11 protein-coding genes are annotated in these 13452 nt (G+C 62.1%); 10 read left to right on the top strand and 1 reads right to left on the bottom strand.

The features are described from left to right. Window positions 1–237: 237 nt before the first annotated feature. Together IG197_RS30235 and IG197_RS30230 are read left to right on the top strand one after the other, a co-directional pair. Window positions 238–1665 (top strand): methyltransferase domain-containing protein, encoded by a 1428-nt coding sequence (locus IG197_RS30235; protein WP_246765451.1) that lies wholly within the window; start codon window positions 238–240, stop codon window positions 1663–1665. A gap of 235 nt (window positions 1666–1900) precedes the next feature. Beyond that, window positions 1901–3061: a polysaccharide pyruvyl transferase family protein gene (locus IG197_RS30230; protein ID WP_192320277.1), complete on the top strand. Its 1161-nt coding sequence runs from the start codon at window positions 1901–1903 to the stop codon at window positions 3059–3061. A 169-nt stretch (window positions 3062–3230) separates the two neighbouring features. Here the strand turns inward: IG197_RS30230 and IG197_RS30225 are convergent, their stop codons facing one another. Beyond that, the gene (locus IG197_RS30225; RefSeq protein WP_192320710.1) at window positions 3231–3446 is read right to left on the bottom strand and encodes a hypothetical protein; all 216 of its coding nucleotides are present in this window, start codon (window positions 3444–3446) and stop codon (window positions 3231–3233) included. 236 nt (window positions 3447–3682) lie between these two features. Between IG197_RS30225 and IG197_RS30220 the strand changes: the two genes are divergently transcribed. The 8 genes from IG197_RS30220 (at window position 3683) to IG197_RS30185 (ending at window position 13381) form a co-directional block, all read left to right on the top strand. Then, window positions 3683–4579: a glutamine amidotransferase family protein gene (locus IG197_RS30220; RefSeq protein ID WP_154384345.1), complete on the top strand. Its 897-nt coding sequence runs from the start codon at window positions 3683–3685 to the stop codon at window positions 4577–4579. A 4-nt stretch (window positions 4580–4583) separates the two neighbouring features. After that, window positions 4584–5321, top strand: a complete 738-nt coding sequence (locus IG197_RS30215) for a GXGXG domain-containing protein (protein WP_067967917.1) — start codon at window positions 4584–4586, stop codon at window positions 5319–5321. 8 nt (window positions 5322–5329) lie between these two features. Beyond that, window positions 5330–6658, top strand: a complete 1329-nt coding sequence (locus IG197_RS30210; RefSeq protein WP_067967920.1) for an FMN-binding glutamate synthase family protein — start codon at window positions 5330–5332, stop codon at window positions 6656–6658. Between the two features lie 27 nt (window positions 6659–6685). Further along, a complete protein-coding gene (gene glnT / locus IG197_RS30205; protein WP_067967923.1) occupies window positions 6686–8029 on the top strand; it encodes a type III glutamate--ammonia ligase in 1344 nt (447 codons plus the stop codon). Between the two features lie 83 nt (window positions 8030–8112). Then, window positions 8113–9366, top strand: a complete 1254-nt coding sequence (locus IG197_RS30200) for a sarcosine oxidase subunit beta family protein (protein ID WP_192320275.1) — start codon at window positions 8113–8115, stop codon at window positions 9364–9366. Window positions 9367–9382: 16 nt separating this feature from the next. Further along, window positions 9383–9691 (top strand): sarcosine oxidase subunit delta, encoded by a 309-nt coding sequence (locus IG197_RS30195; RefSeq protein ID WP_067967931.1) that lies wholly within the window; start codon window positions 9383–9385, stop codon window positions 9689–9691. Between the two features lie 2 nt (window positions 9692–9693). Continuing rightward, window positions 9694–12756 carry a sarcosine oxidase subunit alpha family protein gene (locus IG197_RS30190; RefSeq protein WP_246765450.1) on the top strand — a complete coding sequence of 1021 codons (3063 nt, stop codon included), beginning with the start codon at window positions 9694–9696 and terminating at the stop codon, window positions 12754–12756. Beyond that, window positions 12749–13381 (top strand): sarcosine oxidase subunit gamma, encoded by a 633-nt coding sequence (locus IG197_RS30185; protein ID WP_067967934.1) that lies wholly within the window; start codon window positions 12749–12751, stop codon window positions 13379–13381. Before IG197_RS30190 ends, IG197_RS30185 begins: the two co-directional genes overlap by 8 nt. Window positions 13382–13452: the final 71 nt, after the last annotated feature.

The raw sequence follows: 13452 nt of genomic DNA, 5'->3' as shown, positions 1-13452 counted from the left end.
CGGCAGTTGTCGTCTCATAAGGCGATGTCGAAAACCTCGATTCCCTCCCCCTCATACCGCGTCCGCCATGACGCACAACAACGCTCCGAAAATGGTCCGATGAACCAACACTCTCCCTACAGCCGCGTCGGTTATTGCTCGATTTGCGAGGCGACTACTAAGTTCGCGGCGCAGTATGACTGGTATCGCGATCACCTGCGTTGTTCGCAATGCGGGTCTATTCCAAGGGAGCGGGCCTTGGCGCTGGTATTGACGCGCCACTTTCCGCATTGGCGCACGCTTGCAATCCACGAACCCTCACCCAGTATCGGCGGGATCTCACCTAAGTTGAAGCGTGACTGCGCCGGCTACGTAGCCTCGCAGTACTTTCCGGGCAGGCTGCTCGGCAAGCAGATTGCTGGCTACCGCAACGAAAATCTGGAACTTCAGACTTTCCCCGACGAGAGCTTTGACTTGGTCGTCACCCTGGACGTCATGGAGCATGTTAACCAACCGGCAGAGGTGCTGCGCGAAATCGCGCGGACTCTCAAGCCCGGGGGCGTCTACCTCTTCACCGTGCCGACGTACAAGGAGCGAGCAACGAGCGAGCGGCGTGCGCTGTACAGACCAGACGGCTCTGTGGAGCACTACGGCGAACCCGAGTATCACGGCGACCCCGTCAGTGACGCTAACTCGCTGGTAACCTTCCATTACGGCTACGATCTCGCGGAACTGATTCACAAATGGTCGGGGATGGATGTGGAGGTAGTGCGCTTCCACGATCACGGCCGCGGCATTATCGGCGATTTTACCGAGGTGTACCTAGCGACAAAGCCGTTCGGAATGGCTTCGCAGGGAGAGGGGGAAACAGCAACTCTCAATGCCGATGACGGGTGGCCGGCTGAGGTCCACGCCATGTGCGTAAACGCATCCCATCCCCACGGGGTGTTGCCAGACGTGCACAAGGAAGATCTTAGCTTTCGCTTTGTCTACGACCATCCGGGGTTTCCGACAAAGGACGAGGCAATCGGCTACTATTTCAATGACGGTGCGCGTTCCGCCGCCAAGGTGCGGAAGATCATCGATGAATGGACGGGCGGTGCAGAGCTGCTGACTATTCTTGAGTTTGCGGCGGGTTATGGAGCCGTGACCCGGCATGCAACGGCAGCGCTGGCGCCACACACCCTGCACAGTTCTGACGTCCACGCGAATGACTTCCTCACTAACGTATTGGGCGTCAGGTCGGTACCGTCGACAGACGTACCCGAGGAGCTTTCGCTACCGACTGAATACGACGTCGTCTTTGCGCTTTCTTTCTTTTCGCACATGCCGCGCTCGACTTGGGGGCGATGGCTCCAGCGGCTTTATGCCGGACTCCAACCGGGGGGCATCTTCCTTTTCACGACCCACGGCACGACGAGTATGCAGTATTTCCCGCAGGCGACGCTGGATGGCACTGGCTACTGGTTTGACCAGAATGTCGGCCACGGCGGTCCCGATGCCACGAGATACGGCCAGACGATCACATCAAAGGAATTTGTAGACACGAATATCGCGCTATTGCCCGGCGCCGAGTACCTAACCTACGAGCCCGCAGGCTGGTGGGAACACCAGGATCTTTATGTCATTCGCAAACCTTCCACTGCTGCTCGCGTCGGGAATCGAGTGAAGCCAGCTGGAGAGTAATGTCGATCGAGTAAATCCGGGCAAATTTGCGACGGAGGACGGCACTTGGCTACTATGGGTAGCCAAGTGCCGCTACTAGCGGACGCTTACTTAAGTCTGGTTTGGCGTGACGTTGCCCCTTTGACTTAGACCGGATGAAATCGCAAAGGGTTTCCAAGGGGCCAATCGCATGCTCTAACACGCCGATGGTGGGCGGCAGCTGCCGGTAGTTGGGTTGAGTCGTAGGAACTGTTGAATGAAGGTTCTTTTTCTCGGAGCGCCGATTGCTCCGCATTCTGATACCTCGCTATCGTGGCGGGAAAAATTCCAATATTTTGGACATAATACAGGCAATCTTCTTATAGGGCAGTCTTTGCGGGAGGAGATTTCTGTTTCGGATTTTCATTTCGGTCACGGGATCAACCCAAAGGAAGCCTCAGAACGCTTCGACATGATCTTGATACCTGCGGCAAATTTCTTGTTCAAGAATTTCGACTTTGGCTACCTTGCCGATTTCGTCGAAGCGACCACGCTGCCTTGCATGATGGTTGGGTTGGGGGCGCAGGCACCGACGGTCGATAGCGCGCGGATAGAGGGTATCCCTGCAGGAACCATGCATCTGCTTCAGCTTGTCGCGGACCGCAGCAAAGTTATCGGCGTTCGCGGTGACTTCACTGCGCAGGTTTTGAATGACCTTGGCTACAAAAACGTGGAACCGCTCGGTTGTCCCAGTCTGTATCGAACGCTGAAGCGTGAGTTGAAGGTCAAACGCAGCCATGTCGCTAGCGACTTGAAGCTATCCTTGAACGGATCGAGCAACGTGGTGCAGCACTCGGTTTCGGTCGAAGCCGCTAAGATGGTGGAAAGCGCCCTGTTGCGGCTCTCCTTGGAGAAGGGTTTCAACTACGTACTCCAAAATGAAACCCCTGAGATGACGGTTCAGCACAACGCTGACCCGACAACTGACGACCTTGCGACTCTGGGGGTGCTCGTCAAGCGGTTTGATCTCGGGTTGAGCCCGCAAGAATATGCGGCCCATATCCGCACAAGGTTCAGAACGTTTTTCGATCTGAATTCATGGGACGCATATATAAAGACTGTCGATGCTTCGATTGGCTCGCGGTTTCACGGGAATCTGATCTCTTTGACGAACGGCGTGCCGGCATTTGTCGTTACTCATGACTCTAGAACGACCGAAATGGCCGAACTTATGCGGATCCCGCACCGACGGGTCGATCAGATCGACCGTTTTGACGTAAATGACTTGTTCATGTCGGCCGATTTTGACGCTTTCGAAACGCGATACACGCGGCTGTATGATCGCTATGCCGCCTTTCTTACCAAAAACGGCGTGCATCACAAACTTGAACACCCACCAGTGGATACTACCAGACGCTCGCTCGACGGAATCTGCTAGAGCTAGACGGGCGTCTGATGCCAAACCTGCAATAAGGCGCTCGTCAATTGACGTAGGCCTCGGTAAATCGGTTCAGGACCTTCTCACTAATCGCCGGCTTTACATGGATGCCATCGCTCTCCTAAATATCTGCAGGTGCTGAGAGCGTCACCATCTCGTAGCTGGGGAACTATTCGACGAAGTCGTATTTCGCGGCCGCTGCGACCGCAGAGGAAAGCAGTGTGGCTTTCGAATACAAGTTCGCGCAGACGAGCCATGTCGAGCGGCCTCGGTGCATCATAACGGTCGCGGCTTTACACAACACCCGCCGCAGGTTGACGCCGCCGGCCGATGCAGCCACGGCAACATGGGCCAGCCTCAAGGCCAATGGCGGCAATGGTCCCATCCTGTCTCCTGATCCAGCGCACAGTGCTGCGGGCTCACTGGCAATCTACGCCTCCCTCACGACTCGCAGCAAGGTTGAGGCGGAGTGCCCCGCCCGGGTCGGTCAGCGTTGGCGGCAACGCCATTTGTCTGCCGCTCTTTGTTTTTCTACAGGAATAAAAAATTCATCACAGTTGAATTGGCATCCGGAACCTGCTAGCTTTTGTCACAGGCAGCCAATCAGGTGAGGAAACCGGGATGTGCGGAATTGTAGGACTCTTTTTGAAGGACAAGTCGCTGGAGCCCCAATTGGGCGCATTGCTGTCCGAAATGCTCGTAACCATGACCGATCGTGGCCCCGATAGCGCGGGCATCGCCATCTACGGCGGCGGCACCAAGGGTCATGCCAAGGTCACCATCCAGTCGGCCAATCCGGACGTGGACTTCAAGGGTCTGGACGCCGAGCTCGGCAAGAAGATCGGCGCCAAGGTTTCGTCGACGATCAAGTCGACCCATGCCGTGCTCGACGTGCCGACCGAAAAGGTCGCCGAAGCCCGTGCAGCACTTGCCGAACTGCGCCCCAGCGTCCGTGTCATGGGCGCCGGCGAAGCGATCGAAATCTACAAGGAAGTCGGCCTGCCGGTCGAAGTCGTGAAGCGCTTCGACGTCACCAAGATGAGCGGCAGCCACGGCATCGGCCATACCCGCATGGCCACCGAATCCGCCGTCACCACGCTCGGCGCGCACCCCTTCTCGACCGGCCCCGATCAGTGCCTGGTGCACAACGGCTCGCTGTCGAACCACAACAACCTGCGCCGCGAACTGATCCGCGACGGCATGCGCTTCGAGACGGAAAACGACACCGAAGTTGCCGCAGCCTATCTGTCCTCGAAGATCGCGCACGGCCAGAACCTCGGTGAGGCGCTGGAGAGCAGCCTGAACGACCTCGACGGCTTCTTCACCTTCGTCGTCGGCACCAAGAACGGCTTCGGCGTCGTCCGCGACCCGATCTCCTGCAAGCCCGCCGTCATGGCCGAAACCGACCAGTACGTCGCCTTCGGCTCCGAGTATCGCGCCCTCGCCAATTTGCCAGGCATCGAAGACGCCAAGGTCTGGGAGCCCGAGCCGTCCACCGTCTATTTCTGGGAGCACTGAGATTATGCATTCAACAAATCTTGCGACCGCGCCTCTGCACCAGGCCAACTACGCGCCGAAGACCTTCGATCTGTCCAAGATCACTTTGCGCGAGTTCAACCAAGCTCTTCACAATGTGAAGGATGCCGCCGGTGAATCGAACTGGGAGGTTCTCAACCCCAAGGGCAGCCACGCCGTTGCCGTCGGCGCCGAACACGCGATCTCGATCGATGTGCAGGGTTCCGTTGGCTACTATTGCGGCGGCATGAACCAGAACAGCACGATTACCGTGCATGGTTCGGCCGGCCCCGGCGTCGGTGAAAACATGATGTCGGGCACGATCATCGTGAAGGGCGACGCCAGCCAGTACGCCGGCGCCACCGGCCGCGGCGGCCTGCTCGTCATCGAAGGCAACGCCTCGTCGCGCTGCGGCATCTCGATGAAGGGCATCAACATCGTTGTCCGTGGCAATATCGGCCACATGTCGGCCTTCATGGCGCAATCGGGCAACCTCGTCGTCCTCGGCGATGCCGGCGATGCGCTGGGCGACTCGATCTACGAAGCCCGCCTGTTCGTGCGCGGCTCGGTGAAGAGCCTCGGCGCCGACTGCATCAAGAAGGAAATGCGCCCCGAGCACATTGCCATCCTGAAGGACCTGCTTGATCGCGCCGGCATCACCGACGTCAAGCCGGAAGAGTTCTCGCGCTACGGTTCGGCGCGCACGCTCTACAACTTCAACATCGACAACGCCGACGCTTACTGAGGAACACTATGAGCTATCACAATCCTCCGACGACGCCACGCAAGTCGGCCACGTTCGATGAATACGCGATGTCCGAAATCCGTCGCGCCGCAGCGACGGGCATCTATGACATCCGCGGCTCCGGCGCCAAGCGCAAGGTCCCGCATTTCGACGACCTTCTGTTCCTCGGCGCCTCGATCTCGCGCTATCCGCTCGAAGGCTACCGTGAAAAGTGCGACACCACGGTCGTTCTGGGCACGCGTTTCGCCAAGAAGCCGATCGAGCTGAAGATCCCGATCACGGTTGCCGGCATGAGCTTCGGCTCGCTGTCGGGCCCGGCCAAGGAAGCGCTGGGCCGTGGCGCAACGCTCTCCGGCACCTCGACCACGACCGGCGACGGCGGCATGACCGAGGAAGAGCGCGGCCACTCCAAGCAGCTCGTCTACCAATACCTGCCGTCGCGCTACGGCATGAACCCGCGTGACCTGCGTCGCGCCGACGCCATCGAAATCGTTGTCGGCCAGGGCGCAAAGCCAGGCGGCGGCGGCATGCTCCTGGGTCAGAAGATTTCCGACCGCGTCGCCGAGATGCGCACGCTGCCCAAGGGCATCGACCAGCGCTCGGCCTGCCGCCACCCCGACTGGACCGGTCCGGACGATCTCGAGATCAAGATCCTCGAAATCCGCGAGATCACCGACTGGGAAAAGCCGATCTACGTCAAGGTCGGTGGCGCACGCCCCTATTATGACACGGCCCTTGCCGTGAAGGCCGGTGCCGACGTCGTCGTGCTCGACGGCATGCAGGGCGGCACGGCAGCAACCCAGGAAGTGTTCATCGAGCATGTCGGCCAGCCGACGCTTGCCTGCATCCGCCCGGCAGTGAAGGCGCTGCAGGATCTCGGCATGCACCGCAAGGTTCAGCTCATCGTCTCCGGTGGCATACGCAATGGTGCGGATGTGGCCAAAGCGCTGGCGCTCGGTGCCGATGCAGTATCGGTCGGTACCGCGGCACTTATCGCACTCGGCGACAACGACCCGCGTTGGGAGGATGAATACCAGAAGCTTGGCACCACCGCCGGTGCCTACGACGATTGGCACGAGGGCAAGGACCCGGCCGGCATCACCACGCAGGACGTCGAGCTGATGAAGCGCGTCGATCCGATCGCGGCTGGTCGCCGTCTGGCGAATTATCTGAAGGTCATGACGCTTGAGGCACAGACGATCGCCCGTGCCTGCGGCAAAAATCACCTGCACAATCTCGAGCCTGAAGATCTCTGCGCTCTTTCGATCGAAGCTGCCGCCATGGCTGGCGTGCCGCTTGCGGGGACAAGCTGGGTACCTGGTAAGGGTCCCTTTTAAAACCACGAGGATTGGGAGGAGCAATTCATGGGTACGGCCTTCGAAGCCAAAATCGATCAGTCAGAGGTGACCGATCTCAAAGAGTTCGCAAGGGCTCGCAACATCAGATACTTCATGGTCTCGTATACGGACCTGTTCGGCGGCCAGCGCGCCAAGCTGGTACCGGCCCAGGCCATTTCGGACATGCAGAAGGACGGAGCCGGCTTTGCCGGCTTCGCGACTTGGCTGGACCTCACGCCGGCGCACCCCGACATGCTTGCCGTGCCGGATCCGCTCTCGGTCATCCAGCTGCCCTGGCGGCCGGAAGTGGCCTGGCTCGCATCGGACTGCCTGATGGAAGGCAAGGGCGTTGCCCAGGCACCGCGCAACACGCTGAAGCGCCTTGTCGCCGAAGCCGCCAAGGAAGGCATGCGCGTCAAGACCGGCGTCGAGCCGGAATTCTTCCTGACGACGCCGGACGGCAACCAGATCGCCGACGAGTACGACACGGCTGCAAAATCCTGCTACGACCAGCAGGCCGTGATGCGCCGCTTCGACGTCATCGCCGAAATCTGCGATGCCATGCTCGACCTCGGCTGGAAGCCCTACCAGAACGACCATGAGGACGCGAACGGCCAGTTCGAGATGAACTGGGAGTATGACGACGTCCTGCAGACCGCCGACAAGCACTCCTTCTTCAAGTTCATGGTTCGCTCGATCGCCGAAAAGCACGGCCTGCGGGCAACCTTCATGCCGAAGCCGTTCCAGGGCCTGACCGGCTCGGGCTGTCACGCCCACATCTCGGTGTGGGACCTTGCCGGCAAGTCCAATGCCTTCGCCGACAAGAACATGGAACTGGGCCTGTCGGAAAAGGGCCGCTACTTCCTCGGCGGCATCATGAAGCATGCCTCCGCACTTGCCGCGATCTGCAACCCGACCGTCAACTCCTACAAGCGCATCAACGCACCGCGCACAGTCTCCGGTGCCACCTGGGCGCCGAACACGGTGACCTGGACCGGCAACAACCGCACCCACATGGTGCGTGTGCCCGGCCCCGGCCGCTTCGAACTGCGTCTGCCCGACGGCGCGGCCAACCCGTACCTGATGCAGGCGATCATCATCGCCGCCGGCCTCAGCGGCATTCGCACCAAGGCCGATCCCGGCCCGCGCAGCGATGTCGACATGTACCGCGAGGGCCACACCGTCACCCACGGTGCCAAGCTGCCGCTCAACCTGCTCGACGCACTGCGCGCCTATGACGAAGACAGCGAGCTGAAGGCTGCGATGGGCGAGGAGTTCTCCGCCGCCTACATCAAGCTCAAGCACCAGGAGTGGAACTCCTACGCGTCGCACTTCACCCAGTGGGAACGCGACCACACGCTGGACGTCTGAGGCACCCAAACAGGTACCGCGCCCGGTCTTGAAGGCCGGGCGCGGGCCTCGGATACACCTCACATTTCGCCGGAACACATGCGATGAAATATTCGATCTTCTCACTCGCCAAGGCTGCATTGTCGGGCCACAAGGGCTGGACCCGGGCCTGGCGCGATCCGGCGCCCAAGAGCCACTACGACGTGATCATCATCGGCGGTGGCGGCCATGGTTTGGCGACGGCGTATTTCCTCGCCAACGAATACGGCATCCGCAACGTTGCGGTGCTGGAAAAGGGCTGGATCGGCTCCGGCAATGCCGGCCGAAACACCACCATCATCCGCTCCAACTACGGTCTTCCCGGCAATACCGGCTTCTACGAGATGTCGATGAAGCTGTGGGAGCGCATGGAGCAGGATCTCAATTACAACGCGATGGTTTCCCAGCGCGGCATCATCAACCTCTACCACTCCGATGCCCAGCGCGATGCTTTCGCCCGTCGCGGCAACACCATGCGGATCAACGGCATCGACGCCGAACTGCTCGACGCGGTGCAGATCCGCAAGGAACTGCCGTTCCTCAATTATGACAGCCCGCGCTTCCCGATCATGGGCGGCCTGATGCAGCGCCGCGGCGGCACCGCCCGCCATGACGCGGTTGTCTGGGGCTACGCCCGCGCCGCCGACCAGCGCGGCGTCGACATCATCCAGAACTGCGAAGTCACCGGCTTCGTGCGCGACCACAACGGCAAGATCACCGGCGTCGAGACGTCGCGCGGCAAGATCAGCGCCGGCAAGGTCGGCATGGCGGTCGCCGGCAACACCTCCCGCGTTGCGGCGATGGCCGGCATGAAGCTGCCGATCGAAAGCCACGTGCTGCAGGCCTTCGTCTCCGAAGCGATCAAGCCGCTTATCCCAGGTGTCATCACCTTCGGCGCCGGCCACTTCTATATCAGCCAGTCCGACAAGGGCGGCCTTGTCTTCGGCGGCGACCTCGACGGCTACAACTCCTACGCCCAGCGCGGCAACATGCCCGTCATCGAAGACGTTTGCGAAGGTGGCATGGCGGTCATGCCAATGATCGGCCGCGTCCGCATGCTGCGCCAGTGGGGCGGCATCATGGACATGTCGATGGACGGCACGCCGATCATCGACAAGACGCCTATCGATGGCCTCTACCTCAATGCCGGCTGGTGCTATGGCGGCTTCAAGGCGACGCCGGCTTCGGGCCTCGTCTTCGCCCACCTCTTGGCGCGCGACGAACCGCATCCGGAAGCGGCACGCTTCCGGCTCGACCGGTTCCGCCGCGGCGCGATGATCGATGAAAAGGGCCAGGGCGCCCAACCCAACCTGCACTGAAAGCGAGACTGGCGGAATGCGTATTGCATGTCCTTTCTGCGGCGAACGCGAGAACGGCGAGTTCACCTATCTCGGCGACGCTTCGCCCAAGCGGCCCAACTTCGCAGTCGATAGCGGCGAAAGCCCCGAGGGCGTCGAGGACGCCTTCTACGACTACGTCTATCTGCGCGACAACGTCGCCGGCTACATGCGCGAGTACTGGTACCACGGTGGTGGCTGTCGCTCGTGGCTGATCGCCGAGCGCAACACGGTGACGCATGAATTCAGGTCGGTGACCGCAGCCCCAGGCGTTGGCGCGGCCAAGCCGGTGCAGGCAGGAGAATAAAGATGTCGGGCTATTCCGGATCCGAACCGCTCGGCAGGACGGCCGCACTCGAGGGCGCGCCGACCAGCGCCCGCAGTCAGGCAGCTTCAGCCAGCCAGTCGCATCGCCTGCGCAGCGGCGGCCTGATCGACCGCCAGCAGCCGCTGCAGTTTTCGTTCGATGGCAAGGTCATGTCGGGCTTTGCCGGCGACACGCTGGCCTCGGCGCTCGTTGCCAACGGCGTCAAGCTGGTCGCACGCTCGTTCAAGTATCATCGCCCGCGCGGCATCATCACCGCAGGCTCCGAAGAGCCGAGCGCGCTGGTCGAGATGCGCAGCGGCGCCCGCAAGGAGCCGAACACCCGCGCCACCACGCAGGAGCTCTATGACGGGCTGGTTGCCCAGAGCCAGAACCGCTGGCCGTCGCTGCGCCGCGACTTCATGTCGATCAACCAGCTGGCCGCGCCGATCTTCGTTGCCGGCTTCTACTACAAGACCTTCATGTGGCCGGCGAAGTTCTGGGAGAAGGTCTACGAGCCGCTGATCCGCCGTGCGGCTGGTCTCGGCAAGAGCGCCGAGCTGCCCGATCCAGACCATTACGACAAGGCCTGGGTGCATTGTGACGTGCTCGTCATCGGTGGTGGTGCCGCTGGTCTTTCGGCTGCCCTGGCGGCTGGCCGCGCCGGTTCGCGCGTGATCCTCGTCGAGGAAGACAGCCGTCTCGGCGGTCGTCTGCTCAGCGACGGTGGCGAGATCGACGGCATGCATGCCGAGGAGTGGGTGCGTCGTACGACCGACGAACTCACCGCCCTTCCGAATGTCCGCATCATGGTCCGCACGGCGCTGTTCGGTGTCTATGATGGCGGCGTCTATGCCGCGCTCGAGCGTGTCAACGACCATGTTCCGGTGCCGGGTCCGCATCAGGTCCGCCAGCGTGTCTGGCGCATCGTCGCCAAGCGTTCTGTGGTGACGGCAGGCGCCATCGAGCGGCCGATCGTTTTCCCGGGCAACGACCGTCCGGGCGTGATGATGGCATCCGCCGTGCGCACCTATGTCCACCGCTTCGCGGCGATGCCGGGCCGCAAGGTGGCACTGTTCACCAACAATGACGACGGCTGGCGCACTGTCGAGGCGATCCAGCAGGCCGGCGGCGACATCGCTGCCGTGATCGATCCGCGCGGCAAGGTGCCGGCGGAATACCAGGCGCTTGCCGAGCTTTCCGACCTGCGCGTGCTTTCGGGCGGTGTCTCCGACGTCAAGGGTGGCGTCGACGGCGTGCGCGGTGTTGTCGTCACCGACGGTAATGGCCGTACGCAGCAGATCGACGCCGACTGCCTCGCCGTCTCCGGCGGCTGGAACCCGAATGTCGGGCTGTCCTGCTTCCATCGTGGCCGGCCGGTCTGGCGCGACGACATCGCCGCCTTCGTTCCCGGCGATTCGCCGAAGGGCATGACCACTGCCGGTGCCGCCAATGGCGAGTTCTCGCTCGGTGCCTGCCTGCGCGATGGCCATGCGGCAGGTGCTGCGGCCGCCGCCGAATGCGGCGCATCCGGCAATGCCGGCGAAGCGTCGGAAGCCGGCGACGAGGTCTATGCGATCTCGCCGCTCTGGCAGGTCAAGGCCAAGGGCAAGGCCTTCGTCGACTTCCAGCACGACGTCACCGCGTCCGACGTGACGCTGGCGCAGCGCGAAGGGTTTGAAAGCGTCGAGCATCTCAAGCGCTACACCACGCTTGGCATGGCGACCGACCAGGGCAAGACGTCGAACATCACCGGCCTCGCCATCATGGCCGAAGCCACCGGCCGCACCATCCCGCAGACCGGCACGACGATCTACCGTCCGCCCTATGCGCCGGTGGCGATCGGTGCGCTCGCCGGTCATCATCGTGACGAGAACTTCCATGCCTGGCGCCTGACGCCGTCGCATCACTGGGCTGCTGCCCGGGGCGCTGTTTTCGTCGACACCGGCCTGTGGAAGCGCGCGCAGTGGTATCCGCAGCCGGGCGAAAAGGACTGGCTGGAGTCGGTGACCCGCGAAGTGCTGGCCGTGCGCAACGGCGTCGGCTTCTGCGACGTCTCCACCCTCGGCAAGGTCGATGTCCGCGGTGCGGACGCCGGCACCTTCCTCGACCGCGTCTATATCAATGCCTTTTCGTCGCTTGCCGTGGGCAAGGCGCGTTACGGCCTGATGCTCCGCGAGGACGGCATTGTCATGGACGACGGCACGACCTCGCGTATCGCCGAAGACCACTACTTCCTGACCACGACCACGGCCAAGGCCGGCCCTGTGATGGCGCATCTCGAATTCTGCCGCCAGGTGCTCTGGCCTGAACTCGACGTGCAACTGTCGTCGGCTTCGGACCAGTGGGCGCAGTTCTCGATTGCTGGACCCAACACCCGCAAGCTGCTCCAGGAACTTGTCGATCCGTCCGAGGACATGTCCAACGAAGGCTTCCCCTTCATGGGCGCTCGCGAGGTCAAGCTGCGTGGCGGCGTCACCGCTCGCCTGTTCCGCATCTCGTTCTCAGGTGAAATCGCCTTCGAAATCTCGGTCCCGGCTCGTTATGGCGCTGCCATGGCGCAGAACCTGATGATCGCCGGCCGCGATCTTGGCGTCACGCCCTACGGTACCGAAGCCCTGGGTGTGATGCGCATCGAGAAGGGCCACGTCGCCGGTCCCGAGCTCAACGGCACCACGACCGCCGACGATCTCGGCCTCGGCAAGATGATGTCGAAGAAGAAGGACTTCATCGGCCGCGTCATGGCTGGCCGTGAAGCACTGACGGCACCCGACCGCCAGGTCGTCGTCGGCATCAAGCCGCTTGACCAGAAGCGTCGCCTGCGCTCCGGTGCACATGTCGTTCCCAAGGGCGCAATCCCGGGTCCCGAGACCGACCAGGGCTACGTCACCTCGGTCTGCTATTCGCCGATGCTGGAACAGTGGATCGGCCTTGGCCTGGTCGAACGCGGTCGCGAGCGCTTCGGCGAAGTCGTGCGCATCCACGACCCGTTGCGCAGCGAAGACTACGAAGCCGAAATCTGCAACCCAGTCTTCTACGATCCAGAAGGAGCGCGCCAGCGTGGTTGATTATCTCTGGAACACCCAATCGCCGTTGCAGAAGGCGCTTGTTCCCGGCCGCCATGGCGCCGCCGGCGCACATGCCGGCGTGACGCTCAATGAAGTGCGCGATATCGTGCTGGTGCAGGTCATGGCCCGGCGCGGCAAGGCAGCAGAGACGGCCAAAGCCGCCAAGAAGCTGTTCGGCATCGAGGCGCCGGCTACGCCCAAGGCTGTCACCGGTAAGACGGCGACGCTGATCTGGTCGGGCCCCGATCAGTTCACGGTCATTGCGCCCCGGACCGACGAGGCGTCGCAGCTTGCGGCCATGGTGCAGGTCTTTGCCGGATCAGCATCTTTGTCCGACCAGTCGGATGGCCGCTGCTTGATTCGGGTTTCAGGCCCACGCGGCCGCGACGCCATCGCCAAATTCTCGTCGCTCGATCTGCATGACCTGGCCTTTCCGGTCGGCGCAGCGGCGAACACGTCGGTCGACCACACGGCAGTCAACTTGTGGCGCGACGCAAATGGCGCTGACGGGCATCCTGTCTACAACATGCTGGTGTTCACCAGCTTTGCCGACAGCCTGTGGCACACCATCGTGGACTCGTCGCTGGAATATGGCGTCGAGGCGGCGAGCGCCCGGGCGGCCTGAGGCGCCAAACGTTCCAGGAGATACAAAGCCCTGTTCCAGCGAGCGGGGCTTTTTTCGCTTGGCTCGCTGGT

This window comes from Aminobacter sp. SR38 (genome assembly GCF_014843375.1).
GTDB classification, from domain to species: Bacteria; Pseudomonadota; Alphaproteobacteria; order Rhizobiales; family Rhizobiaceae; genus Aminobacter; species Aminobacter ciceronei.
Note: the sequence above shows the minus strand (reverse complement) of the source record. Positions and strands in the feature narration are given on the sequence as shown.

Bases quoted from the DNA above. Each gene is read 5' to 3' on its own strand.
- IG197_RS30230 (WP_192320277.1), top strand. From the start codon at position 1,901: ATGAAGGTTCTTTTTCTCGGAGCGCCGATTGCTCCGCATTCTGATACC.
- IG197_RS30225 (WP_192320710.1), bottom strand. From the start codon at position 3,446: ATGGGACCATTGCCGCCATTGGCCTTGAGGCTGGCCCATGTTGCCGTG.
- IG197_RS30220 (WP_154384345.1), top strand. From the start codon at position 3,683: ATGTGCGGAATTGTAGGACTCTTTTTGAAGGACAAGTCGCTGGAGCCC.
- IG197_RS30215 (WP_067967917.1), top strand. From the start codon at position 4,584: ATGCATTCAACAAATCTTGCGACCGCGCCTCTGCACCAGGCCAACTAC.
- IG197_RS30210 (WP_067967920.1), top strand. From the start codon at position 5,330: ATGAGCTATCACAATCCTCCGACGACGCCACGCAAGTCGGCCACGTTC.
- glnT (WP_067967923.1), top strand. From the start codon at position 6,686: ATGGGTACGGCCTTCGAAGCCAAAATCGATCAGTCAGAGGTGACCGAT.
- IG197_RS30200 (WP_192320275.1), top strand. From the start codon at position 8,113: ATGAAATATTCGATCTTCTCACTCGCCAAGGCTGCATTGTCGGGCCAC.
- IG197_RS30195 (WP_067967931.1), top strand. From the start codon at position 9,383: ATGCGTATTGCATGTCCTTTCTGCGGCGAACGCGAGAACGGCGAGTTC.
- IG197_RS30190 (WP_246765450.1), top strand. From the start codon at position 9,694: ATGTCGGGCTATTCCGGATCCGAACCGCTCGGCAGGACGGCCGCACTC.